The 25,709-nt window shown below is 68.0% G+C and carries 31 protein-coding genes and 1 tRNA gene; 19 read left to right on the top strand and 13 right to left on the bottom strand.

Going from position 1 to position 25,709, the window contains the following annotated elements:
- The first annotated feature begins 160 nt into the window (after nucleotides 1-160).
- The 3 genes from C8K36_RS09045 (at nucleotide 161) to C8K36_RS09035 (ending at nucleotide 2,344) form a co-directional block, all read left to right on the top strand.
- Nucleotides 161-1,564: a trypsin-like peptidase domain-containing protein gene (locus tag C8K36_RS09045; protein ID WP_107984335.1), complete on the top strand. Its 1,404-nt coding sequence runs from the start codon at nucleotides 161-163 to the stop codon at nucleotides 1,562-1,564.
- A gap of 80 nt (nucleotides 1,565-1,644) precedes the next feature.
- Nucleotides 1,645-2,139 carry a molybdenum cofactor synthesis domain-containing protein gene (locus C8K36_RS09040; protein ID WP_181319480.1) on the top strand — a complete coding sequence of 165 codons (495 nt, stop codon included), beginning with the start codon at nucleotides 1,645-1,647 and terminating at the stop codon, nucleotides 2,137-2,139.
- Between the two features lie 19 nt (nucleotides 2,140-2,158).
- Nucleotides 2,159-2,344, top strand: coding sequence for a hypothetical protein (locus C8K36_RS09035; RefSeq protein ID WP_107984124.1), 186 nt, complete (start codon nucleotides 2,159-2,161; stop codon nucleotides 2,342-2,344).
- A gap of 99 nt (nucleotides 2,345-2,443) precedes the next feature.
- Here the strand turns inward: C8K36_RS09035 and mscL are convergent, their stop codons facing one another.
- The 4 genes from mscL to C8K36_RS09015 form a co-directional block, all read right to left on the bottom strand.
- Nucleotides 2,444-2,875, bottom strand: coding sequence for a large conductance mechanosensitive channel protein MscL (gene mscL / locus C8K36_RS09030; RefSeq protein ID WP_107984333.1), 432 nt, complete (start codon nucleotides 2,873-2,875; stop codon nucleotides 2,444-2,446).
- An 82-nt stretch (nucleotides 2,876-2,957) separates the two neighbouring features.
- Complete coding sequence (locus tag C8K36_RS09025; protein WP_107984123.1) at nucleotides 2,958-3,662, bottom strand: RcpC/CpaB family pilus assembly protein; 705 nt, start codon at nucleotides 3,660-3,662, stop codon at nucleotides 2,958-2,960.
- 108 nt (nucleotides 3,663-3,770) lie between these two features.
- Nucleotides 3,771-4,061: an FmdB family zinc ribbon protein gene (locus C8K36_RS09020; RefSeq protein WP_107984122.1), complete on the bottom strand. Its 291-nt coding sequence runs from the start codon at nucleotides 4,059-4,061 to the stop codon at nucleotides 3,771-3,773.
- A gap of 112 nt (nucleotides 4,062-4,173) precedes the next feature.
- Nucleotides 4,174-4,770 carry a 5-formyltetrahydrofolate cyclo-ligase gene (locus tag C8K36_RS09015; protein WP_181319479.1) on the bottom strand — a complete coding sequence of 199 codons (597 nt, stop codon included), beginning with the start codon at nucleotides 4,768-4,770 and terminating at the stop codon, nucleotides 4,174-4,176.
- 61 nt (nucleotides 4,771-4,831) lie between these two features.
- Between C8K36_RS09015 and C8K36_RS09010 the strand changes: the two genes are divergently transcribed.
- The 3 genes from C8K36_RS09010 to C8K36_RS09000 are packed head-to-tail and all read left to right on the top strand — an operon-like array spanning nucleotide 4,832 to nucleotide 7,712.
- Nucleotides 4,832-5,755: a UTP--glucose-1-phosphate uridylyltransferase gene (locus C8K36_RS09010; RefSeq protein ID WP_107984120.1), complete on the top strand. Its 924-nt coding sequence runs from the start codon at nucleotides 4,832-4,834 to the stop codon at nucleotides 5,753-5,755.
- A gap of 54 nt (nucleotides 5,756-5,809) precedes the next feature.
- Nucleotides 5,810-7,069, top strand: coding sequence for a gephyrin-like molybdotransferase Glp (gene glp, locus C8K36_RS09005; RefSeq protein ID WP_107984119.1), 1,260 nt, complete (start codon nucleotides 5,810-5,812; stop codon nucleotides 7,067-7,069).
- Nucleotides 7,053-7,712, top strand: coding sequence for a GNAT family N-acetyltransferase (locus C8K36_RS09000; protein ID WP_107984118.1), 660 nt, complete (start codon nucleotides 7,053-7,055; stop codon nucleotides 7,710-7,712). The genes glp and C8K36_RS09000 overlap by 17 nt, the downstream gene beginning before the upstream one ends.
- A gap of 64 nt (nucleotides 7,713-7,776) precedes the next feature.
- Here the strand turns inward: C8K36_RS09000 and C8K36_RS08995 are convergent, their stop codons facing one another.
- Complete coding sequence (locus tag C8K36_RS08995; RefSeq protein WP_107984117.1) at nucleotides 7,777-8,526, bottom strand: MspA family porin; 750 nt, start codon at nucleotides 8,524-8,526, stop codon at nucleotides 7,777-7,779.
- 484 nt (nucleotides 8,527-9,010) lie between these two features.
- Between C8K36_RS08995 and glpR the strand changes: the two genes are divergently transcribed.
- The gene (gene glpR / locus C8K36_RS08990) at nucleotides 9,011-9,805 is read left to right on the top strand and encodes a gephyrin-like molybdotransferase receptor GlpR (protein WP_107984332.1); all 795 of its coding nucleotides are present in this window, start codon (nucleotides 9,011-9,013) and stop codon (nucleotides 9,803-9,805) included.
- A gap of 189 nt (nucleotides 9,806-9,994) precedes the next feature.
- Nucleotides 9,995-10,067 (top strand) — tRNA-Ala (locus tag C8K36_RS08985).
- A 57-nt stretch (nucleotides 10,068-10,124) separates the two neighbouring features.
- Here the strand turns inward: C8K36_RS08985 and C8K36_RS08980 are convergent.
- Nucleotides 10,125-10,541, bottom strand: coding sequence for a helix-turn-helix domain-containing protein (locus C8K36_RS08980; RefSeq protein ID WP_107984116.1), 417 nt, complete (start codon nucleotides 10,539-10,541; stop codon nucleotides 10,125-10,127).
- A gap of 233 nt (nucleotides 10,542-10,774) precedes the next feature.
- On the opposite strand from C8K36_RS08980, the gene C8K36_RS24755 reads away from it, so the two are divergent.
- Nucleotides 10,775-10,918, top strand: a complete 144-nt coding sequence (locus C8K36_RS24755; RefSeq protein ID WP_181319499.1) for a hypothetical protein — start codon at nucleotides 10,775-10,777, stop codon at nucleotides 10,916-10,918.
- Nucleotides 10,919-11,034: 116 nt separating this feature from the next.
- Nucleotides 11,035-11,874, top strand: coding sequence for an SDR family oxidoreductase (locus C8K36_RS08970; protein ID WP_107984114.1), 840 nt, complete (start codon nucleotides 11,035-11,037; stop codon nucleotides 11,872-11,874).
- Here C8K36_RS08970 and C8K36_RS08965 read toward each other — a convergent pair.
- Together C8K36_RS08965 and C8K36_RS08960 are read right to left on the bottom strand one after the other, a co-directional pair.
- Nucleotides 11,858-12,550, bottom strand: coding sequence for an ABC transporter ATP-binding protein (locus C8K36_RS08965; RefSeq protein ID WP_107984113.1), 693 nt, complete (start codon nucleotides 12,548-12,550; stop codon nucleotides 11,858-11,860). The two genes, C8K36_RS08970 and C8K36_RS08965, sit on opposite strands and share 17 nt — an antisense overlap.
- A gap of 27 nt (nucleotides 12,551-12,577) precedes the next feature.
- On the bottom strand, nucleotides 12,578-13,645 hold the full coding sequence (locus tag C8K36_RS08960; protein WP_107984112.1) for an ABC transporter permease: 1,068 nt from the start codon (nucleotides 13,643-13,645) through the stop codon (nucleotides 12,578-12,580).
- Nucleotides 13,646-13,773: 128 nt separating this feature from the next.
- Between C8K36_RS08960 and C8K36_RS08955 the strand changes: the two genes are divergently transcribed.
- From C8K36_RS08955 to C8K36_RS08945, 3 genes are read left to right on the top strand one after another with little or no spacing between them, the layout of a single operon-like run.
- Nucleotides 13,774-14,985: a sensor histidine kinase gene (locus C8K36_RS08955; RefSeq protein WP_107984111.1), complete on the top strand. Its 1,212-nt coding sequence runs from the start codon at nucleotides 13,774-13,776 to the stop codon at nucleotides 14,983-14,985.
- Entirely contained in the window at nucleotides 14,982-15,608 is a 627-nt protein-coding gene (locus C8K36_RS08950) for a response regulator (RefSeq protein ID WP_107984110.1), read from the top strand. The genes C8K36_RS08955 and C8K36_RS08950 overlap by 4 nt, the downstream gene beginning before the upstream one ends.
- 22 nt (nucleotides 15,609-15,630) lie before the next feature.
- Nucleotides 15,631-16,140 (top strand): DUF2505 domain-containing protein, encoded by a 510-nt coding sequence (locus C8K36_RS08945; RefSeq protein ID WP_107984109.1) that lies wholly within the window; start codon nucleotides 15,631-15,633, stop codon nucleotides 16,138-16,140.
- A gap of 5 nt (nucleotides 16,141-16,145) precedes the next feature.
- Here C8K36_RS08945 and soxR read toward each other — a convergent pair whose 3' ends face one another.
- Complete coding sequence (soxR, locus tag C8K36_RS08940) at nucleotides 16,146-16,607, bottom strand: redox-sensitive transcriptional activator SoxR (RefSeq protein ID WP_107984108.1); 462 nt, start codon at nucleotides 16,605-16,607, stop codon at nucleotides 16,146-16,148.
- Nucleotides 16,608-16,706: 99 nt separating this feature from the next.
- Between soxR and C8K36_RS08935 the strand changes: the two genes are divergently transcribed.
- Entirely contained in the window at nucleotides 16,707-17,933 is a 1,227-nt protein-coding gene (locus tag C8K36_RS08935) for an arginine deiminase (protein WP_107984107.1), read from the top strand.
- Nucleotides 17,934-17,944: 11 nt separating this feature from the next.
- On the opposite strand, the gene arsC is transcribed toward C8K36_RS08935, so the two are convergent.
- Nucleotides 17,945-18,301: an arsenate reductase (glutaredoxin) gene (arsC, locus tag C8K36_RS08930; RefSeq protein WP_107984106.1), complete on the bottom strand. Its 357-nt coding sequence runs from the start codon at nucleotides 18,299-18,301 to the stop codon at nucleotides 17,945-17,947.
- Nucleotides 18,302-18,382: 81 nt separating this feature from the next.
- Between arsC and C8K36_RS08925 the strand changes: the two genes are divergently transcribed.
- From C8K36_RS08925 to C8K36_RS08910, 4 genes are all read left to right on the top strand, one after another.
- Nucleotides 18,383-19,069 (top strand): NAD(P)-binding oxidoreductase, encoded by a 687-nt coding sequence (locus C8K36_RS08925; protein WP_107984105.1) that lies wholly within the window; start codon nucleotides 18,383-18,385, stop codon nucleotides 19,067-19,069.
- A 53-nt stretch (nucleotides 19,070-19,122) separates the two neighbouring features.
- On the top strand, nucleotides 19,123-19,482 hold the full coding sequence (locus C8K36_RS08920; RefSeq protein ID WP_107984104.1) for a GntR family transcriptional regulator: 360 nt from the start codon (nucleotides 19,123-19,125) through the stop codon (nucleotides 19,480-19,482).
- Between the two features lie 42 nt (nucleotides 19,483-19,524).
- Entirely contained in the window at nucleotides 19,525-19,953 is a 429-nt protein-coding gene (locus C8K36_RS08915) for a DoxX family protein (RefSeq protein WP_107984103.1), read from the top strand.
- An 85-nt stretch (nucleotides 19,954-20,038) separates the two neighbouring features.
- Nucleotides 20,039-21,595 (top strand): BCCT family transporter, encoded by a 1,557-nt coding sequence (locus C8K36_RS08910; protein WP_107984102.1) that lies wholly within the window; start codon nucleotides 20,039-20,041, stop codon nucleotides 21,593-21,595.
- A 23-nt stretch (nucleotides 21,596-21,618) separates the two neighbouring features.
- Here C8K36_RS08910 and C8K36_RS08905 read toward each other — a convergent pair whose 3' ends face one another.
- Nucleotides 21,619-22,695, bottom strand: coding sequence for a phosphatidylinositol-specific phospholipase C domain-containing protein (locus C8K36_RS08905; RefSeq protein WP_107984101.1), 1,077 nt, complete (start codon nucleotides 22,693-22,695; stop codon nucleotides 21,619-21,621).
- A gap of 63 nt (nucleotides 22,696-22,758) precedes the next feature.
- On the bottom strand, nucleotides 22,759-24,318 hold the full coding sequence (locus C8K36_RS08900; RefSeq protein ID WP_107984331.1) for a phospholipid carrier-dependent glycosyltransferase: 1,560 nt from the start codon (nucleotides 24,316-24,318) through the stop codon (nucleotides 22,759-22,761).
- 23 nt (nucleotides 24,319-24,341) lie between these two features.
- Between C8K36_RS08900 and rsmI the strand changes: the two genes are divergently transcribed.
- A complete protein-coding gene (rsmI, locus tag C8K36_RS08895) occupies nucleotides 24,342-25,172 on the top strand; it encodes a 16S rRNA (cytidine(1402)-2'-O)-methyltransferase (RefSeq protein ID WP_107984100.1) in 831 nt (276 codons plus the stop codon).
- Between the two features lie 64 nt (nucleotides 25,173-25,236).
- On the opposite strand, the gene C8K36_RS24750 is transcribed toward rsmI, so the two are convergent.
- Nucleotides 25,237-25,410 (bottom strand): hypothetical protein, encoded by a 174-nt coding sequence (locus C8K36_RS24750; RefSeq protein WP_181319478.1) that lies wholly within the window; start codon nucleotides 25,408-25,410, stop codon nucleotides 25,237-25,239.
- Nucleotides 25,411-25,709 lie beyond the last annotated feature (299 nt).

The following is a 25,709-nucleotide window of genomic DNA, read 5'->3' as shown; positions in this document are numbered from 1 at the left end:
GGTCGGTATCGCGTCCGAATTGCCGTGCTGGCCAGCGTCGCAAGGACAAAGGAAACTGATAGGAGCATCTCAGGGGCCTCTCAGCCGGGCCCGGCAGTCTGGTACTCAGCGACCGGACCAGTGCCGCCCCACACAGGCGGTCATGACAGAAAGCGGTGCGATGACCGACGACCGTACTCCTCACGGCGACCCGAACCAGGGCAATCCCTACCAGGGTCATCCCGCCCCGAATGCTCCGCAGCAGGGCGAGGGCCAGCATCCGTCGGCTCCGCGTGATCCGTGGAGCGCCGGCGCCGGCTACCACCCGACGGCGCCGTTCAACACCGGCTATCCGGGCGGTCCCGGCCAACCCGGCCCGGGCTACCCCCAGCGGCCCGGCTACCAGGCGGGCTACCACTCGACCGAGCAGATCCCGACGAGCGGCGTCACGGGCACCATCCCGACCACGGGCGCTCCGGTGCCCTCCGAGCCCCGCAAGGTCGGCCGGTCGGCGCTCGTCGCCGGGGCCATCGCGCTCGCGCTCGTGAGCGGCGGTATCGGTGGTGTCGTGGGATCGCTCGCGTCGTCGAACAACACCGGGAACGCCCCCGTCTCGAACGCCCTCGACGCGCCGAAGGCGAGCACCAGTCCCGCGTCGAACGCACCGGAAGGTTCCGTCGAGGCGGTCGCGGCCAAGGTCGTGCCGAGCGTCGTGCAGATCCAGGTGGCGGGCACCCGCGGCGAGGGTGAGGGCTCCGGCGTCATCCTCTCGTCCGACGGACTGATCATGACGAACAACCACGTCATCGCCGGCGGCGGAACGGACGGCAAACTGCTGGTCGCCTTCTCCGACGGCAGCACCGCGCCCGCGACGCTCGTCGGCACCGACCCGACCTCGGACATCGCGGTCATCAAGGTCGACGGCAAGTCGGGTCTGACCCCGGTCGACCTGGGATCCTCCGAGGACGTCAAGGTGGGCGAGGAGGTCGTCGCGATCGGGTCGCCGCTCGGACTGGCGGGCACCGTCACCGCCGGCATCGTCTCAGCGCTCGACCGGCCCGTGTCGACGAGCGGCGAGGCCGGGAACCAGAACACCGTCATCGACGCGATCCAGACCGACGCCGCGATCAACCCCGGCAACTCGGGTGGCGCGCTGGTGAACATGGAAGGCCAGTTGATCGGCGTCAACACTGCGATCGCGACGGCCGGCGGCCAGGGCGGATCCATCGGCCTCGGCTTCGCGATCCCCGTCGACCAGGCCCGCCGCATCGCCGACGAACTCGTGAAGACCGGCAAGGCCACGCAGGCGATCATCGGCGTCCAGGTCTCAGCCAAGGAGACGACGGGCGGCGCCACGGTCGTCGACGTCACCGGCGGCGGACCGGCCGAGAAGGCGGGCATCCCGAAGGGCGCCGTCGTCACCAAGGTCGACGATCGGGTCATCACGAGTGGTGACTCGCTGATCGCGGCCATCCGGTCGCACGCCCCCGGCGACACGGTGAGCGTGACGTACAAGGATCCGTCGGGCAGCGTGAAGACCGTCGATGTCGCACTCGGCACTGCGCCGACCACCGGTGGCCGTTGATGAACTTCGCAAAGCGTCCGACGCCGCGGATTGACCGCCATGTCCCGACGGTGTCGGGCGCTGCCACTACGGTGGGAACCATGGAACTCGAATCACCGATGGCCGGACGAGCACTCGTCGTGATCGTCGACGATCGCACTGCACACGGCGACGTCGACTCGACGGGGCCCCTGGTCACCGAACTGCTCACCGAAGCCGGTTTCCTGGTGGACGCGACGGTCGCGGTGGCCGCGGACGAGGTGGAGATTCGCAACGCCCTGAACACTGCCGTGATCGGTGGCGTGGATCTGGTCATCTCGGTCGGCGGCACGGGCGTCACGCCGCGCGATGTCACGCCGGATGCCACGGCTGACGTCCTGGATCGGGAGCTGACCGGCATCAGTGAGGCGCTGAGGTCCTCGGGCCTGGCGGCGGGTGCCGTCGACGCGGTGATCTCGCGTGGGCTGGTCGGGATTTCGGGGAGCACGCTGGTGGCCAATCTCGCGGCGTCGCGGGCGGCCATCCGCGACGGGATGGCGACGCTGACTCCGTTGGCGAGTTACGTCATCGGTCAGTTGTCGGCGATCGACGAATGATGAAGGAGCGCGCGTAGTCATGTCGGACGAGTCAGAGACGGCCCGTCGCGCCCGGGCGAACCGGGCGCGCCTGGATGCCGTGTTCGGCACGGTGCTGCCGGACCAGACGTCGGACGAGCGGTCGCGCGACGGCGAGTCGCGCGGTGACGGCGACGGCGGTCAGGACGATTGGCTGCGCCGCCAGGTGCCGCCGCACCACGGCTGAATTTCTTCTGCTGCACAACATTATTCGAGCAAGATGCGAGCGGTGCGCGTGTCCCGAACGGGATTGCGCGCACCGCTCGCATTGCTGTCGAGGGTCGGTTCAGTCGTCGATCTGTGTGTGCTTGCCGTCGGATGAGGGCGACGAATCGCCGATGCGGCCCTCCGCCAGGATGTCGCGAATCTGGATGAGGAGATCGGTTTCGCTGGCCTTCTTGTCCTCTTTCACCGTTGCGAAACGGGCCTTCGCGGCGTTCGCGGGCAGGACCAGCACGAAGTAGACCACCGCCGCGATGATGACGAAGTTGATGATTGCGGTCACCACGGCGCCGATGTTGACGAACGTTGCGGCGTTGCCGTCGATGATCTCCTTCCCCCAGCCGAGGTCGGATCCGCCGATCGCGGCGATGAGCGGGCTGATGATGTTCGTCGTGAACGCGGTCACGATCGCCGTGAACGCCGTACCGATCACCACGGCGACGGCTAGATCGAGAACGTTTCCTCTGAGCAGGAAGTCCTTGAATCCCTTGAGCATCAGTGCCCCCTCGGTTCGGGTGTCCATCCGGATGTCGAGTCCACCAGCGACCCTAATTGACCGGGATTCGAGTCGTGGGCCGTCAGCGCAGAGTCACCGTGATCGCGTCGGTCAGCGACGCCGTCGCCACCGCACCGGCGTCGGGAGCCGGCAGTGCGAGCATGACGACGCGGTCGCGGCGCCCGCCGCCGGATTCCTCGGGGGCGACGAGGACAACCGTGGCGTCGGTCGCGAGCACTGTCGCGGTGGGGCGCTTCGAGTCGGCCGACCCGGTCGGCTGTTCCACGGTGAGGACGTCGACGCGGTCACCGGCGCGGATGAGTTCGGACAGTCCCGGATCCGTCAACCGGACCGGCACCATGCGCGCATCGGCCGATCCCGCGGCCGCCTCGGTCAGACGCGGACCCAGGAGCCGGAGGTCGGTGAGGATCTCGCCGACACGGACGGGGGAGGCGACGGTGCGGCCGGAGACCTCCCCGACGTCTCGTACGGCGCCCTCGGGGGCGTCGGCATCGGGTCGATTCACCGCGCGGATGTCGTCAGGGGAGAGGACGTCGCCGGGCGCCAGATCGCGCGCAGCGACCAGGACCGGGGACCCCGAGTCGTCGAGGCCGTCGCGCAGCAGGAGGACGCCGGCGGCGACGATCAGGACGGCGGCGGTGACCCGTCGTGCGGTGTCGGTGCGTGCCCAGTCCGGGCGCACGAGGACGCCGACCCGGTTGCGCATGGTCGGCGCGAGTGACGATCCCGCACTCGGCCCGCGGAGACGGACGGAAGACTTCGGCATGGGTCGGACGCTACGGCCGGGTGCGCGGAACCGGCCGAGTCGTTCCTGGGCGAACGAACCGGCCTGTGGATAGGCCGGGTGCTGTGGAGAAAGCGGTTCGGGCGGAGACTAGCTCGCTGCGGCAGTACTGGACGAGCTCGTGGTCGAGGACGCCGGGGAAGCCGAAGATGCCGAGGTGGACTCCGACTTCTTCGCGGGCTCGCTGACCGTGCTGGAGCCGCCGCCGCGGCTGTCGGTGCGGTAGAAGCCGCTGCCCTTGAAGACGATGCCGACCGAGTTGAACAGCTTGCGGAGCTTGCCCGAGCATGCCGGGCACACGGTCAGGGTGTCGTCGCTGAACGACTGCACGATGTCGAACTTGTTGTCGCACTCGGTGCAGGCGTACGAGTAGGTGGGCACTGGGTTCCTCCGCACTGTGTAGTCAAACCGCAGGTGTTGGCACTCTACAGTCGACAGTGCCAACAGTGCGAACCAGCCTTCTATTTCCGCAGGTACCGAAACGTCGTGGATGTCACTCGGGGCGCAGCGCGACGAGCCCGCGACCCGGAGTGAGCGCGTACTGCATCGGCACGTCGTGCGGATCACCCGGCAGCGCCGGTACCAGCTCGGAGTCCCGGACCACCGCCACCAGAGCCGCGCCCGGATCGGCCGAGCCGAGGGTGCGGTCGTAGTACCCGGCGCCGCGGCCGAGCCGGACGCCGTGCTCGTCCACCGCGAGTGCCGGCACGAAGATCACCGAGGCCGCCGCGATCTCTCCGGTGGGCAGGACCGGGCCGGTGGGTTCGCGAAGGCCGTGCCCGGCCCGTGCCAGGTCGAAGTCGCCGGTGAACTCGGCCCACGCGAGTGGTCCCGGTTCGCCGGTGACCGGCACCAGCACCCTGGCGCCGGCCGCGCGCAGTGCCTCGAGCATCTCGATCGAACCGGGTTCCGAGCCGACGGGTACATACGCGCACACAGTCGTCGCCGCGCCCGTCGGAGCCGACGCGGTGACGAACGACACGGACGCCGACGCCAATGACCGGGCCTCGGCGGCTCGTGTCTCGGCGGACAGTGTGCGGCGTTCCCGGAGGATGCGAGCACGCCATTCCGGCTTGGAGAGCGGATCCATGACCGCCACCTTAGGATCGCTCCGTCCGGCCGCGGGGGCCGGATGGATAGGGTGGTGAGTTATGACAGATGCCGTCACCAATGCAAACAGGTGCTTTCGGACGGCGGTCGTTCCCGCTGCAGGTATGGGAACACGCTTCCTACCTGCAACGAAGACCGTCCCGAAGGAGTTACTCCCGGTGGTCGACACCCCGGGGATCGAATTGGTGGCAGGAGAGGCGGCCGACTCCGGAGCCAACCGCCTCGTCATCGTGACGTCGCCCGGTAAGGACGGTGTCGTCGCTCACTTCGTCGAGGACCTCGTTCTCGAGAGCAAGCTCGAAGCCAGCGGCAAGTACCACCTGCTGGAAAAGGTCCGCAAGGCCCAGGGTCTGCTCGAAGTCGACTCCGTCGTGCAGGAGGAGCCGCTGGGCCTCGGTCACGCGGTCGGCTGCGCCGAAGCGGTGCTCGACGACGACGAGGACGCCATCGCGGTACTTCTGCCCGACGACCTGGTCATGCCGCGCGGAGTGCTCGACACGATGTCCCGGGTGCGCGCCAAGCGTGGCGGCAGCGTGCTGTGCGCCATCGACGTGCCCAAGGAGCAGGTCAGCGCGTACGGCGTGTTCGAGGTCGAGACGGTTCCGGACGCAACCAACCCGGATGTCCTCAAGGTCACCGGAATGGTCGAGAAGCCGGCCATGGAGGACGCTCCGTCCACCTTCGCCGCGGCCGGTCGGTATCTGCTCGATCGCGCGATCTTCGACGCGCTGCGCCGGATCACTCCGGGCGCGGGCGGCGAATTGCAGCTCACCGATGCGATCGCCCTGCTGATCTCCGAGGGACATCCCGTCCACGTCGTGGTCCACCGCGGAACTCGACACGATCTGGGAAATCCCGGCGGTTACCTGCGCGCTGCGGTTGACTTTGCGTTGAACAGCGACGAGTACGGCCCGTCGCTGCGGGATTGGCTGGCCGACCGTCTGAAGCAGCCTTCCGCCGAATAGCGGTTCGCAGCAGTACACGGTCGGGTCGACAGGGTCTGGAGGACGAGGAACCACATGCGCTCGGTTGAGGAGCAGCAGTCGAGGGTGACTGCTGCCGCGGTGGCACCCCGGCCTGTCCGGGTGGCGATCTCCGAGGCGCAGGGGTTGCTCTGCGCCGAAGAAGTGGTGACCGAAAGGCCACTGCCGGGCTTCGACCAGGCTGCGATCGACGGCTACGCAGTTCGCAGTGTCGACGTTCTCGCCGCGGGTACCGATATCCGCGGCGAGGACGGCGAGCCCACCGAGCTCACCCTTCCGGTGGTCGGTGAGGTCACCGCAGGCTCGCGTCAGCCCATCCGGCTCCAACCGCGTCAGGCGGTCCGCGTCGACACCGGCGCGCCGTTGCCGACGCTCGCGGACGCGGTCCTACCGATGGACCGCACCGACGGCGGCCACGCGAGGGTCAAGGTCTACAAGCCGGTCCGGTCCGGCGACTACGTCCGACGGGCGGGCGACGACGTCCAGCCCGGCGATGTCGCGGTCCGGTCGGGGACGATCATCGGTGCCGCTCAGGTCGGGCTGCTCGCCGCGGTCGGCCGGGACAAGGTCCTGGTCCATCCGCGTCCGCGACTGTCCGTGATCTCGGTCGGCGGCGAATTGGTGGACATCGACCGGACGCCCGGTCCGGGTCAGGTGTACGACGTCAACTCGTATGCGCTCGCGGCAGCGGCCCGCGATGCCGGCGCCGATGTGAATCGGGTCGGCATCGCCACGATGGACCCGCGTCGCCTCCGCGAGGTCGTCGAGGGACAGTTGATCCGCTCCGAGATCGTCGTCATTGCGGGTGCCGTCGGCGGCGGAGCCTCCGACGAGGTCCGCGACGCGCTCGCGGATCTGGGTGACCTCGAGGTCGAGCGGGTGGCGATGCACCCGGGGTCGGTGCAGGGATTCGGTCAGCTCGGGCGGGACGAGGTTCCCACCTTTCTGCTTCCGTCGAATCCCGTGAGTGCGCTCGTCGTGTTCGAGGTCATGGTGCGACCGCTGATCCGTATCGCGCTGGGACGGCGGCAGCCGATGCGCCGGATCGTCACGGCCCGCTCGGTCGCCCCCATCACGTCCATCGCGAACCGCAAGGGTTTCCTGCGGGGGCAGTTGATGCGCGACGAGTCCACCGGCGAGTACCTGGTGCAGGCGCTCGGCGGTGCCCCGGGGGCCTCGTCCCACCTGCTGGCCACGCTTGCCGAGGCAAACTGTCTGGTGCTCGTCGATCCCGAGGTCACCGAGGTTCGCGCCGGTGAAGAGGTGGAAGTCGCGTTCCTTGCGCAGCGCGGCTGAGCGGAACGGATCCGTCCATCCGGGTTGGCCGGCCCGGGTCGGTCCGCTCCGGGTCGCGGGAGGTCGAGTGACGTTGCGGCCGATTCGGTTGCGCGATGCCGCGACGTGGAGTCGGTTGCGGATCACGAACCGCGAACACCTCGAGCCGTGGGAACCCACCGGGCAGGCGTCGTGGAACGACCGACACCATGTCACGGCCTGGCCCGGACTGTGCTCCAGCCTGCGTTCGGAGGCTCGCAAGGGCCGCATGCTGCCGATGGTCATCGAGCTCGACGGCCACTACTGCGGGCAGATCACCGTCGGCAACATCATTCGCGGCGCACTGAGTTCGGCGTGGATCGGGTACTGGGTCTCGAAGGACGTCGGTGGGCAGGGCGTCGCGACCGGCGCACTCGCTCTCGGTCTGGACCATTGCTTCGGCCCGATGGGCCTGCACCGGGTGGATGCCACCGTGCGTCCGGAGAACGTCGCGAGCCGGGCGGTGCTGCAGCATGCGGGCTTTCGGGAGGAGGGCCTGCTCCGCCGCTACCTGGACGTCGACGGCGAGTGGCGCGACCACCTGCTCGTCGCGATGACGGTGGAGGAAGTTCCGGGATCGATTTCCGATCGTCTCGTGCGGGCCGGGCGCGCCACCTGGGGGTGAGCCGTCCGGACGGCCGAGCGGCCCCGCCGGGGCCCGAAGCCCGACGAGGCCGCTCGGCGCTCGATCACACGATGACGGGTGGGCCGTAGCTGACGACGACGTCGTCGGCGATGTCGGTCGACGCGGTGAAGATCGCGTACGACCGCACCGACACCGTCCCGAGTGCGTGATTGACCTCGAGGTGGACGTCGCGCAGCGTGATGGCGCATTGCGTGGACTTGCACTCCTTTTTCTGCACCGGAACGGTCGCGATGGTGCCGGGGGCGATCTGCGTCGAGAGGTTGCCCTCGACCGGAGTCTCGACACCCAGTTCGAGTGCCTGCCCGTTGAACAGTTCGACGACGGCGGGGACCTCGGGGTCGGCCGTGAGGATCAGGTTCTCCGATACCTCGGGGATGAAGACCGCGCCCGGGGTGACGCCGGCGTTGCCGGTGATGACGGCGCCGTTGGAGACGTCGGCCTGGTAGCCGATCTGGTAGCCGACCTCGAGGGTCCCTCCGATGTACGGCGAACTACCGTTGCCGCTCACCGTGGCGAGCGCTCGCTGGCTGGCGAAGAGGTCGCGTGTGAACTGGTTGCCCGACAACGGCTGCACGCTGTTGATCGATTGCCCGGTCTGCTCGACATTGAGGTCCCAGCCGTCGAAGCTCACGGTGTGGGCCGAGGTGTTCTCCTGCTGAGTGACCTCGGCGCCCGCGGTACCGATGTTGGCCGTGAGAGTCAGCGCCGCCGCACCCGCGACGACCGCAGTCGCCGAGCGCGTGAAGGTGCGGCGGCGGAAATGGCGAAGGAAAGACTCGTGATTCGCGTGCATGGGAATTCCTCGTCTTCGTTCAATACACGACCGGAGCAGAACTCCGGCCTCGGGCGGATGTGGACGACCGCTACAGGAGTGTTCGCCCGGATGCAGTATTGGGGCTGCATCACCGATTCGTAAGATTTTGGCGACTTGTTTTCTCAATTTTGATAAAGGGGCGCTAACGATTTGGAGTCGGTGACGAGTTTTGTCACATTCTCGATTGCGTAGTCGTCCGGATCGTCACCATTGCCGGGATTCGAGCGCGGGTTCGATGGAGCGGGTTCGATCGAGCGGGTTCGATCGGCGCTCGGCGGCCGGCGCGGCCCGTCGAATCTCGAGGCTGCAATTTCTTCCTCGAGAGGTGATAATCGAGTGACGGGTGTGACACCTGCGAAACTTGAGTCGGCGCGTCTGCGACGATCGGGGCCTCGCTGGCACTAACCTGAACGGGTCATTGGCGTCATCAGTGCTGGTAGACGAATGGGAGGAGGTCGCCGGTATGCCGAGTTCCTCGATCATCTGGATCGCGCTCGTCGCCGTCTGGCTGTTCGTCCTTGTTCCGATGCTTGTCAGTAAGCGTCCTCGCATCAGGCAGACGACGGACGCGGCCCTCGCGACTCGAGTGTTGCTTCGTGGTGGCGCTGAACGGACGGCTCGAGGCCCTGCAGCGGGGCATCGCAGTGACCCGAACTGGCAACCGGTATCGAAATCCGGTGACGCCCGCACTGACGACTCATACGGCACGCACGCGGAGGATCGAATGGACGCTCACGCCGACGACGACCCGAGGGCGCATGATGGCAGCGCCGCGGGGGAGTACGTTTCGGACCGACGGGGCCGGGGTGGATTCGACCCCGAGGCCGACGCGATCGCGCGGGCGGCGCGGTACCAGTTCCGCCAGCGCTCGATGCTGGGACTGGTCTTCGCGTCCCTGCTCACTGCCGGGTTGGCGATAGCGCTCACGCCCGTCATGTGGTGGGTGTGCGCGCTCAGCGTCGCCGGTCTGGGATTCTATCTGGCCTATCTGCGGCGGCAGGTCCACATGGAGCACGCCATTCGCCGGCGCCGGATGGCGCGGGTCGGCCGGTCGAGGCTCGGCGTGGAGTCGCTGTCCGATGACGAACTACGGCTCGTGCCGTCACGCCTACGTCGCCCAGGCGCGGTCGTTCTCGAGGTCGACGACGGGGATCCCGCGTTCGATCACCTCGAGTTCTACGACGCCGAGGCCGCCGAGTACGGCTACGACAACAGTCGCTACGGCGACGAGGGTCTGCGACGAGTCTCGGGGCAGTAGCCACCGAGCCTCCCGGGCCTCCCGAGCTTCCCCGGAACACGTCCACGAAGGGCACCCGATCAATGATCGGGTGCCCTTCGTGGTGTCGAGGTTGTAGACACTAAATATGCCTGCTGACCAGCCGATTCGTCTTCCGGACGCGCAGCCTGTTAGAGTTTCGGAGCGGTCAGCGAAAGCTGATTGTGGTTCGGGGCTGTGGCGCAGTTGGTAGCGCGCTTCGTTCGCATCGAAGAGGTCAGGGGTTCGATTCCCCTCAGCTCCACAAAGAAGAAGGTCCCCTCCCTCGGGAGGGGGCCTTCTTCGTGTCTGTGGGCCGTCGTCAGAGCGAGGCGTCCGGGGGAATCTCGGGCAGGCCCTCTGCTGCACGAAGCTTCTCCGCCAGGGTCGTCAGCAGTGCCTGGGACTCCTCGGACAGATCGAACGCGCGCGTCGCCAGTCTCCGGAGGTCGTAGCCCCGCAACTGGTTGAGGAGTTCGAGGTCGTGGTCGACCTTGGACGCGTAGATGTCGTTGAAGAAGTACGCCGGCTTGACCTTGAAGAACTTCGCGAACGCGGCAACTGTCTCGTCGGACGGATTGGATCGCTGACCGGAGCGCAGTTGCGAGATGTACGGCTTCGAGATCTGGTGGCCGTCCGCGATGAGGGCGTTCGCCACTTCGGCGTTGGTGTGTGGTTTCCGTCCGGGTGGGTGGACGGTATCGAAGAGCTTGTTCAGCCGTGCGGCGAAATCAGACATCGCGACGATAGTAGCACCGGCGATAGCCCGAGGGTAGCTCGAAAGCGTTGACTGGTCATATGTTCGGCTGTCGGCCGGAATGGCGCGGACGGGGTGCCCGTAAGTGGGCGCTCGATTCGAATAACCTCACCTTTGCTCGGATGGGCGTCGGGCATTTCCGGCGCTCCTCGACGATTTCGGATCGGCTGGTAAACCTCGGCGACAGCGGGGAGACTTGTCCCATGGACCGCAGAATGAGCGACAACGAATTGCGCAGGGCGATTCGTGTGCTGCGTGATCGGGCCGACGACGCCCGCAGCCACGGGCGCCCCGAGGACGCGGACGGGATCGAGAAGACGATCCGCGACTACCAGGACGAGATGGCCCAGCGCCTCTGACGCGCCGACCCTTTCGCCCTGCCCGCGCCGACATTTTGTCCGGCGCGGGTGTGGCGCGCGCCACGTAGACTGCGGGCGGACGGAACGATCGGCGAACGTGGGGGGATCTGCAGACGATGGCGATCAGAACGCTCGACGGAAAGAAGTGTCTCGTCACGGGTGCGGCCAGCGGAATCGGGCGCGCGACGGCCATTGTGGCGGCAGGTAGAGGCGCCGAGTTGGTCCTCACCGACGTGAACGAGGTCGGGCTGGCGGAGACCGTCACGCTGTGCAGCGGAACGGGCGGAAAGGTGTTGGCGGCGCGCGCCTTCGACATCACCGACTTCGACGCGGTGACCGCGTTCGCCGACGAGGTTCACGAGGAGTTCGGCAGCCTCGACATCGTCATGAACGTTGCGGGGATCTCTGCGTGGGGCACGGTCGAGAACCTCGAGCACCGGCATTGGAAGTCGATGGTCGATGTGAACCTGATGGGCCCCATTCACATCATCGAGCGCTTTGTGCCGCCGATGATCGCCGCCGGACGCGGGGGACACCTGGTCAATGTCTCGTCCGCGGCCGGTCTGCTGGCCCTGCCGTGGCACGCGGCGTACAGCGCCAGCAAGTTCGGGCTGCGTGGTGTGTCGGAAGTCCTGCGGTTCGATCTCAAGCGGCACGGCATCGGCGTGAGCCTGGTGGTGCCCGGGGGTGTCAAGACGCCCCTGGTCGAGTCGGTGCAGATCGCGGGCATCGACCGCGCGGATCCTCGGGTGCGCAAGCTCACCAGTCGATTCGAGAAGCATGCTGTCACTCCCGAGAAGGTGGCCGACTGCATCGTCGCCGGAATCGAGAAGAACCGCTATCTCGTCTACACGTCCAATGACATCCGCTTCGGCTACTGGTGGGCGCGCAAGTTCTCCCCGCCGTACGAGTTCGTGATGCAGAAGGCCAACGACCGGTTCAGTTCGCTGCTGTAGCGATCTGCCGCGGACGCAGAGCGCCGCTGTGCATTTCGTAGGCCGAGTCGACGAGGTCGAGTTGGTTCAGATCGTGCGTCACCATGACGGTCGCGACCTGCCGTTCGCGGCTGATGTCGGCCAGCAGCGCCACGATCTCGCGGCTGCGTTCCTCGTCCAGCGCGGACGTCGGCTCGTCGACGAGCAGGACGGCGGGGTCGTTCACGAGTGATCGCGCGATGGCGACCCGCTGGCGCTGCCCGCCCGACAGCTGGTTCGGTCGCCGGTCGAGCTGGCCTTCCAGCCCCAGGCTGCACAACAGTTCCCTGGCGCGAGCCCGGCTGTCGCGCACCGATCCGCCGCCCAGGTGCGTGATCATCTGAAGCTGTTCCGTCGCGGTGAGCGACGGCAGCAGGTTCGACTGCTGGAACACGAACCCGAGCTTCTCGCGTCGCATGTCGGTGCGCGCGCCGCGGTCCAGTCGCGTCACATCGGTCCCGTCGATCGTCACCGTGCCGGAGTCGGGCGTGGTCAGCAGGCCCGCGACCGCGAGGAGGCTCGACTTTCCGGATCCGGACGGTCCCGTGACGGCCACCAGTTCGCCGCGGCGCACGTGCAGGTCGACGTCGTCGAGCGCGCGGAGTCGGTTGTCGCCGTCGGGGTAGGTGAGGACGATGTCGTGCAGGTTGATGCTCATGTGGATGTCCTTTCGGTGGCGGGAGGGTCAGCGGGCGTTCGCGAGGGCGGTCTGCGGATCGATCGAGACGATGCGGGCCAGCGCCGCGGTGGCGCCCACCATGCCCATCACGATCAGCGCGACGAACGGCACCAGCGTGCCCGACAGTGTCAGCGTGAACGGCACGAAGCCGGACGCGAGCGCACCGAGGCCCACGGCCGCGAGAGTGCCCAGCCCGGCGCCGAGGACGAGCACGATCAGCGACTGCCCGAGGGCGTCCTTCAGCAGGTACTTCGTCGACGCGCCGACGGCCTTCAGTACCGCGAGGTCCTGGCTGCGCTGGATGGTCCAGACGGTGAAGAACGCGCCCACCACCAGCGCACTGACCGTCATGAGCATGGCCTGCATCAATAGCAGCGAACCGCGTTCGGAGGTGTATGAGCCGATCGCATTCAGGGCGCCCTTCTCGTTGGTGATCGCGGTACCCGAGACGGTCTCCGCGGTGCCGGCGTCGAAGCTTCCCTGCGTGCGCAGCGCGATCACGGTGCCGTCGCTGCCGCCGGCGGACGGCAGCCCGGTCCATGCGGCGTGGTCGATCCACACGACGGGCTGGTGACTGTAGAACGAGTCGTCGACGAGTGCTGCGATTTCGAACGTCTGCTCGCCGATCGCGATCGGACTGCCGACGGACCACCCGTTGTCCTTCGCGAGATCGGCGTCGACCGCAGCGGTGCCCGGGTCGAGGGGCACGGGCGCGGCGAAGGAGTTGCCGTCGACGCCGAACGCCGACGCCGCCACTTCCCGGTTGCCGGTCGTGATGCGTACGGGCGCGATCCCGACGACGGCGGCCCCGTCGACCCCGGGCGTCGAGGCGAGGGCGTCGCGCTGCTGCTCGGTGACGGTGGATTCGCCGAACGACAGCGACTGCCCGTCCGCCGGCTCACCGAACGCGAAGTGATCGGCGCCGAGGTGCTGGACGGCCGCGATGGACTGATTGCCCAGTCCTGTGGTCAGGCCCGACAGCATCACGACCATCAGGGAGATCAGGAACAGTGCCGAGCTCATCACGGTGAACCGGCCCTTGGCGAAACGGAGATCTCGAAGACTGAGGAACATGTCATCCAGCGTCGCTCGGTGAGGGTGATCGGGGCATCGCGCATCGGTTGAGTTCCCCGGTCCATCGAAAGTTTGACTTCCCCGTCGACGGCGGTGCCGGTTCCTTCGGCGGTGTTAGCGTGAGTGAAATGCAGACTTCCGACGGGTACCACGGCGACACGGGCAATCGTGGCGGCGTGGCACCGGTGCTGCGCGCCATGCAGATCGGTGCGCACGTCCTGTTCGTGCTCCTGCTCGTGATCGGCACGGGGCGGGTACTCGCCACGCAGAGCGGCCATTGGTGGATCGTGGTGCTCGCGGTCGCCGAACTCGGGTGGTACGCATCCGGCGTCCGGTTCGCTCGGCGCAGCCGTGAGACCGGCAAGTCCTCCGGGCGGTTGTGGCTCGCGGTCCTGGTGCTCGGCTGGCTCGTGCTGGTGATCGCGAGCCCCGACTTCGTCTGGGTGTCGTTCGCGCTGTTCTTTCTGTGCTTCCATCTGCTGTCGATCCCGCAGGCGCTCGGAGCGACGGCCGCACTCACGGTCGTGTCCATCTCGGCGAGCCTGGGACACGGCGTAAGCAACACGACGGCGTCGATACTCGGTCCGGTGATCGGGGCGGCGGTCGCGGCCGGCATGGCGACGGTGTACCAGCAGCTGGTGCGGCAGGCTGCCGAGCGTCAACTGCTCGTCGACGAACTCACCGAGGCGCATCGCGAACTGTTGGGTGCCCAAGACGAATTGGTTGCGCTGCAACGGGAGTCCGGTGCGCTGGCGGAACGTTCGCGGCTGGCGCGGGACATCCACGACACGCTCGCGCAAGGCTTCTCGTCGATCCTCCTGCTGGCGCGCGCAGGCCTGCGGGGGACCGATACGACGCCGGTCTTCACTCAGATCGCCGACACCGCGCAACAGAACCTCGTCGAGGCACGCCGGGTGGTGGACGCGCTGGCTCCGGCTGATCTCGACTCGGCACCCCTCGAGTCCGCACTGCGCCGCCTCCTCGACCAACTCGCGGACCAGACCGGAATCGCGGGAGAGCTGCTCACGGACGGCGAGATGGTGGCGCTGTCGATGGACTACGACGTCGCGCTGCTGCGGGTGGCGCAGAGCGCGCTCGCGAACGTGCGCCTGCACTCGCAGGCGCAGCGGGTCCGGGTGACTCTCAGTTACGCCGCCGACGAGGTCCGTCTCGACATCGTCGACGACGGTGTCGGTTTCGATCAGCGCGAGGCAGGCGGGTTCGGTCTGCGCGCGATGCGGGACCGGCTGGCGGAACTCGGGGGCACCCTCGTCGTCGAGTCCGCCCCCGGCGACGGAACGGCAGTCGCCGCAACACTTCCGGTCGGGAGGCCGCTGTGAGCACGGTCCGTGTCCTGCTGGTCGACGACCACCCCGTGGTGCGCGCGGGGCTGCACGCGCTGTTGGCGTCGCACGACGGCGTCGAGGTGGTGGCCGAGGCATCGTCGGGTGAAGAGGCGGTGGCGCTCGCCGCCACCGCGAAACCCGATGTGGTGCTGATGGATCTGCGTCTGGGCGCCGGAATCGACGGTGCGGAGGCGACGGCGCGGATCACCTCGGTGCCCGAGCCGCCGCGGGTGGTGGTGCTCACGACGTACGACACGGACGCCGACATTCTGCGGGCCGTCGAGGCCGGTGCGTCCGGGTACCTGCTCAAGGACACGGCACCGCAGGTCCTGATCGACTCCGTGTCCGCCGCGGCTCGCGGCGAGACGGTGCTGGATCCCGACGTCGCACAGCGTTTGTACCGCCGGATGCAGCAGCCACGCGCCGACCTGAGTGCCCGCGAGGTAGAGGTGCTCGCGCTCGTGGCCCAAGGCTTGTCGAACCGGGCAATTGCGAAGGAACTGTTCGTGAGTGAGGCCACTGTCAAGTCGCACCTCGTGCATGCGTTCACGAAACTCGAGGTCGACAGTCGCACAGCCGCGGTGGCGGCGGCCCGCGAACGGGGACTGATCGCCTGACCCGTCGGGTAGCGTCCGACGCATGCCGAAGCGATTCGAGTTCTCGGCCGAGTTCGAGCATCCGGTCGAGCGTGTGCACGCTCTGCTGACCGATGAAACGTACTGGCGCTCGCGGATTCCCCCCGAGTCCCGCGGCACGGTGGAGGTGGTCGGTGCCGTCGACGGCGACGGACGTCCGCTCGTCACGGTGACCATGATCGAAACGGTCGATGCGGACAGCTTTCCGTCGTTGGTGCGCACGGTCGTTCGCGGCGAGATGCGCATGCAGCGCGTCGACTCGTGGAGCCCGGTCGGCGACGGTCGGGCGTCGGGGCGCGTCGAGGGGACGTCCACGGGCATTCCCGTCGTGATCGACGGCGTCTACGAACTGCGCCCGCACCGCGGCGGGGCGGTGCTGGACGTGCGCGGATCGGTCACCGTGAAGGTTCCGCTCATCGGCGGCCGGATCGAGGTGCTCGCCCGGCAGATGGTGGGCCAGATGGTGGCACGCGACCGGGACGCGGCGCGTCACCGACTCGCGGAAGGGGACTGACGCGGTCAGTCGATCTCGACGTCGATCACTCGCGCACCGGGCCCCTCGGTGCCCAGCGCGTCGTGCGGGTTCGCGAGCGTGCAGCTCGCGAGGGAGAGGCACCCGCAGCCGATGCAGTTGGTGAGGTCGTCGCGCAGCCGGGTGAGTTGGTCGATGCGCCGGTCGAGGTCGGCGTGCCAGCGGCTCGACAACCGCGCCCAGTCGCTGCGGGTGGGGGTGCGGCCGTCGGGCAGCGTCGACAGTGCGTCGCGGATCTCGGCGAGCGGGATGCCGACCCGCTGGGACAATCGGACGAACGCGACCCGCCGCAGCACGTCGCGCTTGTAGCGACGCTGGTTGCCACTGGTGCGGCGGCTCGAGATGAGGCCCTCGCGCTCGTAGAAGTGCAACGCCGACACCGCGACGCCGCTGCGCTCGGAGAGCTGTCCGGGTGTGAGTTCCTTGGTGTTCCATTCCGGCAAGTCCACGGCTGAGGCCCTTCTCGATGCGCTGACCTCGACAATACTCGAGGATTGGGTGGCGGTGTCCCGCGTGCCGTGCGCCGCGGGCGGGACTACCGTTTACGCATGAGCGTGGAGGAGTCGTCTCAGCCGGGTGTCGACACAGAGGTGGGTGCGCTGCGCACGGTCCTGCTGCACCGCCCGGGCGACGAACTTCGCAGGCTGACGCCCCGTAACAACGATCAGCTTCTCTTCGACGCCCTGCCCTGGGTCGACCGAGCGCAGGACGAGCACGACGCGTTCTCCGATGTCCTGAGCCGGCACGGTGTGGAGATTCTGTTGCTCGCCGACCTTCTCGCCGAGACGCTCACGACCAGTGGTGCGGCGCGAATGCAGGGCATCTCGGCCGCCGTGGACCCGCGCAAACTGGGTCACGCGCTCGCGCAGGATCTCTCCGCCCACCTGCGGGGAATCCCGGGGACAGACCTGGCCGGCATCCTCACCGCGGGGATGACCTTCGACGAGCTGCCGATCGGAACCGGTGCCGCGACGCCGTCGCTGGTCCGGTTGATGCACCACGGCGGCGACTTCGTGATCGACCCGTTGCCGAACCTGATGTTCACGCGGGACTCGTCGTTCTGGGTGCGCGGCCGGGTCGCGATCACGTCCCTCGCGCTGCCGGCCCGGGCGCGGGAGGCGTCGCTCACCGATCTCATCTACGCACATCACCCACGCTTCCGCGGGGTGCGGCGCGCGTACGAATCGCACACCGCCCCGGTCGAGGGCGGCGACGTGTTACTTCTCGCGCCGGGCGTGATCGCCGTCGGCGTGGGAGAGCGGACCACCCCCGCCGGCGCGGAAGCCTTGGCGCGCAGCGTTTTCGATGACGGTCTCGCGCACACCGTGCTCGCGGTGCCGATCGAGCAGCGGCGGGCGTCGATGCACCTCGACACCGTCCTGACCATGGTCGATACCGACGCCGTCGTGATGTATCCCGCGGTGCGGGAGACGCTGTCGGCGTTCACGATCCGACAGCAGGACGGTACCGCGCAGATCGTCGGTCCGGAACCGTTCCTCGACGCCGCCGCCGCGGCGATGGGGATCGGCAAGTTGCGGGTGATCGACACCGGACTCGATCACGTCACCGCCGAACGTGAACAGTGGGACGACGGCAACAACACGCTCGCCCTCGCGCCCGGCGTGGTGGTGGCCTACGAGCGCAACGTCGAGACCAACGCGCGGATGGAGGCGTCGGGTATCGAGGTGTTACGAATCTCGGGTTCCGAGTTGGGGTCCGGGCGGGGCGGACCGCGCTGCATGTCGTGCCCGATCGCGCGCGATCCGCTGCCCTGACTCGAACGGGGTCAGAGGATTTCGCGCACCTTCTCGTAGGGGCGCGCCAGGACGGTGCCGCGATCGGTCACGACGATGGGGCGCTCGATCAGGATCGGATTGTCGACCATCGCGTCGAGCAGTTCGTCCTCGGTGGCGGTCGCCAGTCCCAGTTCCTTGTAGACGGCCTCCTTCGTGCGGATCGCCTCGCTGGGGCGCAGGCCGGCGTCGTCGAGCAGTTTGCGTAGCCCGTCGTGCGAGGGCGGTGTCTCGAGGTATTTGACGACGGTCGGTTCGATGCCGGCCTCCTCGATGAGCTTCAACGTGTTCCGTGACGTGCTGCAGCGTGGATTGTGATAAATCGTTGCGGTCTCAGCGGTACTTGCCATGCCTGCCATTCTGCACGGGGACAATGGTTGGGGGAGCATGCATATGACCGAGCCACGAACACAGCGTGAGGAGTCTCGAACATGACCGATCGACGCATCGTCATCGCCGGCGGGCACGGCAAGATCGCCAGGCATCTGATCAAGGACATCACCGCGTCGGGCGACCGTGCGGTGGCCCTGATCCGCAACCCCGACCACGAAGGGGCGGTGCGCGCGCTGGGCGCGCTGCCGGTGGTCGTCGATCTCGAGCACACGACCGTGGACGAGATGGCCGACATCGTCCGTGGCGCCGACGCGGTCGTGTTCGCCGCCGGAGCGGGACCGAACAGCGGCATCGAGCGAAAGGACAGCGTCGATCGCGGCGCTGCGGTCCTGATGGCCGACGCCGCGGAACGGGCTGGAGTGCGCAGATTCGTCCAGATCTCCTCATTCGGTGCAGGCGAGCCGATTCCGGAGGGTACCGACGAGGTGTTCGCGGCGTACCTCGCCGCAAAGACCGCTGCCGAGGACGATCTGCGACGTCGGGACGGACTCGACTGGACGATCCTGCGGCCCGGTGGGCTCACCGACGACGATCCGACCGGGGAGGTCGCGCTCACCGAACCTCCACTCGAGCGCGGCACGGTGCCGCGCGGTGACGTCGCGGCCGTGATTGCGGCGCTCCTCGCCCCAGGTTCGGGCGACCGCCCGCCTCGCGCAGTCGGGCGCACTTTGATGCTCACGCAGGGTTCGTTTTCCATTGAGGACGCTCTTGCCGCGTTACCGTGAATCCACGCGTTCGCTTCGGTGGGAGAGAACTGCCAGGCGCAGAAAGGGGACTCGTGGACATCGAGATCGACCATGCGTCGTCGACGCCGCCGTTCGAGCAGTTGCGGATGCAGATACTCGACTTGGTCAAGTCCGAGAAGCTCGTGGCCGGTACCAAGATCCCGACGGTTCGGGGACTGGCGTCTCAGCTCCACATCGCGCCCAACACGGTCGCGCGGACCTATCGCGAACTCGAGCAGCTCGGGGTCATCGAAACCCGGGGACGTCTGGGTTCCTTCGTCGCAGCCTCCGGCGACCCCACTCGGGCCAAGGCGCAGCAGGCGGCGACGGAGTACGCCCAGGCGGTTCGGCGGCTCGGAATCTCGGACGAGGATGCGGCGGCCTTCGTCATGAATGCCCTCGAGGGCGCCTGACGTTTGGTTGACGCTTCAACCTGACTGTGTCAGGCTGGGCGCATGAACTCCACCGCGTTCCGTGACGCCAGCCTGCTCATCGCCCGCATCGGCATCGGCGTGATCTTCATCGCGCACGGGTGGCAGAAGTTCTCCACCTGGGGCATCGACGGCACCCAGGCCGCGTTCGCCGGCATGGACATCCCGCTCGCCGACGTCTCGGCGATCGCCGCCGCCACCATCGAACTCGTCGGCGGCGTCGCGCTGCTGATCGGCTTCGCGACCCGAATCGCCGGCGCGCTGCTGTTCCTGAACATGGCGGGCGCGTTCTTCCTCGTCCACGTCGACAAGGGACTCTTCGTCGGCGAGGGCGGCTACGAACTGGTTCTCGCGCTGGGCGTCGCATCGCTGCTGATCGCGGGTGTCGGAGCGGGACGGTTCAGTGTCGACGCGTTCGTCGGCAAGAACTCGCGAGTGCTGTCCGCAGCCTGACACCGACCGAGTACGAGCACCCGGATCCCGCCACCAGGGATCCGGGTGCTTGCTTTTGGCCGCGAGAATGAGCACCGTTTGAGGGATGGCAGGCGCGCGCGAGCTGTCCGGCACCGATCGTGTGGTCTTCGGCACGGCCGCGAGCGCGGTCGCCGCCATCGTCGTGTGGGGGCTCGTCGCACCCGACAACCTCGAATCGGTCACGGGCGACGTCCTCGACTGGCTCGTCATCAACATGGGCTGGCTGTTCGTGATCGCGGCCTCCTCGTTCGTCGTCTTCATCGTGTGGCTCGCGCTCAGCCGGTACGGACGGGTACCTCTCGGCATGGACGGGGAGAAACCCGAGTTCACGACGGTCAGCTGGATCGCGATGATGTTCAGCGCCGGGATGGGCATCGGATTGATGTTCTTCGGAGTCTCCGAGCCGCTGGCCCACTACGTCACGCCGCCGCCCGGCACCGACGGCGGTGTCGGGACGGCCATGGCCACCACGATGTTCCACTGGAGTCTGCATCCGTGGTCGATCTACGCCGTCATGGGACTCGCGATCGCGTACGGCACGTACCGCCGGGGCCGACCGCAACTGATCAGCGCGGCCTTCTTCCCGCTCCTCGGCCGCCGCAGTGAGGGCCCGATCGGCCGGGTCATCGATGTCCTCGCGATATTCGCGACCATGTTCGGCACCGCGGCATCGCTCGGTCTCGGCGCGCTGCAGATCGGCTCCGGACTCGAGGTGATCGGCTGGATGGGCGAGGTCGGCACCTTCCTGCTCGTGGCGGTGGTCGCGGTGCTCACTCTCGCCTTCGTGGCGTCGGCCGTGTCCGGTGTAGCGAAGGGCATCCAGTGGTTGTCGAACATCAACATGGTGCTGGCCCTGGCGCTCGCCGTGTTCGTGTTCGTGCTCGGCCCCACGGTGCTGATCCTCAATCTCTTGCCGACCACGATCGGCAACTACGCTGCCGATCTCGCCGCGATGTCCGCGCGCACCGCGGCGTCGAGCAACCCCGCCACCGGTGAGTGGCTCTCGTCGTGGACCATCTTCTACTGGGCGTGGTGGATCTCGTGGACCCCGTTCGTCGGGATGTTCCTCGCCCGGATCAGTCGCGGCCGCACCATCCGCGAGTTCGTGGTCGGGGTCATCCTCATCCCGAGTCTGGTGAGCCTGGTGTGGTTCTCGGTGTTCGGCGGTGCCGCCATCGACGAGCAACGCGAAGGGATCGACCTCGCCGGCCGGGACACCACCGAGAGTCAGCTGTTCGGGATGCTCGAGCACCTACCGTTGTTCGGGCTCTCGACCGTCCTGGTCATGCTGCTCGTCGCGATCTTCTTCGTATCCGGGGCCGATGCCGCCTCGATGGTGATGGGCACCCTTTCGCAACGCGGTGCCCTCGCGCCCGCGCGGTGGGTCGTCGTCTTCTGGGGCCTGCTCACGGGTGGCGTCGCCGCGCTCATTCTCTGGACCGGGGGAGCGGACGCGCTGAACGGGCTGCAGACCATGACCATCATCGCCGCGGCACCGTTCGTGGTCGTCATGATCGGCCTGTGCATTTCGTTGTACCGGGACCTGTCGCGCGATCCGCTGATCCTGGCCGAGCGCAAGGACCGCAAGCTGTCGGTGCGGGCGCGGAGGCGCTGGACCTGAACATGCGGGCCCGGGGGCCGGGCTCAGGGGCGCTCGACGACCATCGACAGCACTCCGGGGAGCGGGGTCCAATCGGTGGACACGATCGTTGCCGATCGCGCCGCGAGGTCACGCACCCGCTCGCGCGCCGCTTCCTCCGAGGGCGCCACCGGGTCGAGGGCGGGCGCGACGCTGTGCGCGTCCGTCATCACCACGAGGTACCCGTTGTCCCGATACCACTGCAGGTCGATTCCGCCGGACGTGAACGCCGCGGCATCACCGTCGAACACGACGAACCACGGCCGCAGATCCTCGTCGTACCGCGCCACTCGGGGGTCGCCGGGCTGCGCCCTGTGCACCGCGGGGAACGCCGTTGCGAGGCCCAGCGCCCCGATGCGCGACAGGTCCCGCAGATGGGTGGCGTAGGCGCGGTCGGTCCACCAGTGGTCCAGCGGATTGATTTCCTGCACGGTTCCCGGGATGAGTTCGACGAGGAAGCGGCCGCGCAGGGCATCCAGCGTGGGCCAACCGGCGGCTCGGACCGCGGCGTCGGGCGTCGGGGCGGACGCCGCACCGGCGTGCTCCACGAGGTCGGCGGGACCGAACACGGCGTCGCCGAGATGGCTGCGGACGAGGGCGTCGAACTCGCGGGGCCCCCGGCCGAACGGTGCGGTGAAGCCGTCCTTCAACTCGACCTTGACCATGACGGGCGCGTGGCCCGGGTTGGCGTCGTGCCACGCGCGTAGGTCGGCGAGACACCCGCCGAGGAATTGGTCTCGTGGTCCCGACCGCAGCTGCGACGCCGTTGTCGCGCCTGCGCAGTTGTTGTCGTTGCCCACCGGATTCGAGTGGGACACGCGCCAATCCGGGCCCACCGCATTGGTCCAGACATCGATCTCGACGAGGCCGACTCCGGCGTCGAGCGCATCCGCGAGGTACGGGTATCGGTGCTTCTCGAAGGCGTTGTGCACGCCGACGGACGTGGCATCCGAGTAGCGCGGCGAAGTGTCCGACCCGGAATCCGCCTGCGCCACCGCGGGTATCAGCGAGACGAGGGCTGCGGCGAGGACCGCTGCCACGATCGACGACAGCCCTGCGAGAGATGCTCGAACCCGCGACATTCGGTGCACACTACGTACTCGGGTCCCGCCGCGAGAGGCTTTTCGGCCGAATGGACGTGCCCGTCAGCGCCAACTCGGCAGCCACAGCTGCTGCTGCCACATATCCGGGGTGATCGGCACGGCGGTCAGGATCGGCCACAGCCACACGAAATTCGCGACCACCAGGCCCACGTACAGGCACACCGCGAGCAGACCGGTGCCGCGTCGCTCGGCCGAATCCTTGGCCTTGCCGAGAATCTCACCGAGGATGAGCGCGATCGCCATCACGAAGAACGGGGCGAGCGCCACCGCATAGAAGTAGTACATCTGGCGGTCCAGCGTCACGAACCACGGCAGCAGCGCGGCGGCATATCCGGTGAGCACGGTCGCGTACCGCCAGTCGCGGCTCACGAACGTGCGCCACAGCGCCCAGCCCAGCACCGGGATCGCCAGCCACCACATCGCAGGCGTGCCGATGAGCATCACGGCCTTCACGCAGGACGGTCCGCCGCAGCCGGACACGTGCTCGCCCTCGGCGAAGTAGTACAGCATCGGCCGCAGACCCATCGGCCACGTCCACGGCTTCGATTCCCAAGGATGGTGATTGCCGGCCGAATTGGTGAGTCCCGAATGGAACTCGAGAACCTTCGCGCTGTAGTACCAGAGCGAGCGCAACGCGTCGGGCACGAACGCGAACGGCCCACCCGAGCCGATCTGATTGCCCACGGCATGCCGGTCGACGCCGGTCTCGCTCGCGAACCACGCGGCGTACGAGCCGAGGTAGACGATCAGTGGCACCACGACGAGCGCGAACAGCGACGGGACGATGTCGCGGATCGCGGTACCGACCCACGGCCGACGCACCCCGTAGGCGCGGCGGGCGGCGACGTCGAACGCGACGCACAGCAGGCCGAAGAAGGCGATGAAGTACATGCCGGACCACTTGGTGCCGCACGCCAGTCCGAGCATCAGTCCGGCGCCGAAGCGCCACCACCGGAAGCCGAGTCGCGGTCCGAAGGCGGTGACGTCGATGCGCCCCTCCGCCCGGACCCGGGCCATCCGCTCCCGCACCTGATCTCGGTCGACGACCAGGCAGCCCAGCGCCGCGACGGTGAACAGGGCGAGGAAGATGTCGAGCATCCCGAGCCGCGACGAGACGAACGTGACGCCGTCGACGATCAGGAGAACGCCGGCGAGTGCGCCGACGAGCGTGGACCGGGACATCCGACGGACGATCCGCACCACCAGCAGCACCAGTACGGTCCCGGCGAGCGCGGACGCGAAGCGCCATCCCCACGCGTTGTAGCCGAACAGCGCCTCGCCCACCGCGATGAGCTGTTTGCCGATCGGCGGATGCACCACGAGCCCGTATCCGGGGTTGTCCTCGATCCCGCCGCCGGTGAGGACCTGCCATCCCTGTGGGACGTAGTGCTTCTCGTCGAAGACGGGCGTGCCGGCATCGGTGGGGTAGTTCAGCATCGTGAACCGCGTGATCGCCGCCAGCGCGGTGATCACCAGCGTCACGATCCAGCCGCGCTTGCGGTCCGTCGGACCGAAATCCGGGGGCGGCGCGACGGGAGCGGGACTGACGATCCGGGATCCGTCGGACGGGGGCGCGGGGTGCTCGTCCGTCAGCTGGGTCACGTGACGATCGTAGGCTGTCACCCATGACTGGTCGCCTTGTCCTCGCCGCAACTCCGATGGGGGACATCGGTGACGCCTCCGAACGCCTACGGACCGCCCTCGGATCGGCCGACGTCGTGGCCGCCGAGGACACCCGCCGCACCAAATCACTCGCCACAGCGTTGGGCGTGACGATCACCGGTCGCGTCGTCAGCTTCTACGACCAGGTGGAGGTGTCGCGGCTGCCGGCGCTCGTCGCGGACATCGAGGAGGGGCGGACCGTGCTGCTCGTGACCGACGCCGGGATGCCGTCCGTGAGCGACCCCGGATACCGATTGGTCGCGGCCTGTGTCGAGAAGGACCTGCCCGTCACGTGCCTCCCCGGGCCGTCGGCCGTCACGACGGCGCTTGCACTGTCCGGACTGCCGGTCGAGCGGTTCTGTTTCGACGGATTCCCGCCGCGCAAGCAGGGGCAGCGCCGGACGTGGTTCGAGACCCTGCGAACCGAACAGCGGGCGTGCGTCTTCTTCGAGGCTCCGCACCGTCTGGCGGCGTGTCTGGCGGATGCGGTGGAGGTGCTCGGCGGGACCCGCCGCGCAGCGGTGTGCCGGGAACTGACCAAGACCTACGAAGAGGTTCGCCGCGGAACGCTGGCCGAACTGGCCGAGTGGGCTGTCGAGCACGCGCGAGGCGAGATCACCGTGGTTCTCGAGGGCGCTCAACTCGTGGCTGCGGATCCGGAAGACCTCGTCGGCGAGGTCGAGCGACTCGTTGCCGACGGCATGCGATTGAAGGACGCGTGTGCTCAGGTCGCGACCGAGGGCGTCTCCAAGCGGGAACTGTACGAGACCGTGCTGGCCGCCCGCCGGGACTGACCGCGCGCCGGCCACCGGCGCCCGAGTCTCCAGGACGCATTCCCCGCCGACCCCCGTCGAGCGACTACCAGGGGGTGGACGCTCCGGTCGAAACCGGAGCGCCACCCACCGTGGCAGCGGCCGCATCGGCGGGGGCCGCACCCAACAGCACCATCAGGCCCACGGTCGCGGCGATGACCAGAACTGCCCCGACGGTCGGCGATGTTCTCGCCGTCAGCCTGGCCGCCTTCGCGATCATTCCGAGTTCCTCCTCCGTGGACGCTGTATCCGGCAGGGACTACCCCTCAGTGGATTTCTCCAACCCCAACCGGTTACAGCGCCGCTGGCGCAGGGCCCTTGTGTGTCGACGTCAACTTTGCCCCATTCGACGGAATGGACGAACTGGATGGTTCGCAATACGGGCTATCATCCCTGTTCGCAGGTGGTGAGGAATTATTCCGCAGCGGAATCCGCAGGGCCTGCGGAACGGGGAAACGAACCGACCCGACGGATTTTCGGGGGTCGGTGACCAGGGAAAGGGCGACCATCGGGATGACG

Source organism: Rhodococcus sp. OK519 (genome assembly GCF_003051005.1).
In the GTDB taxonomy this organism is placed as follows: domain Bacteria; phylum Actinomycetota; class Actinomycetes; order Mycobacteriales; family Mycobacteriaceae; genus Prescottella.
This window is presented reverse-complemented; position numbering and strand designations above follow the sequence as displayed.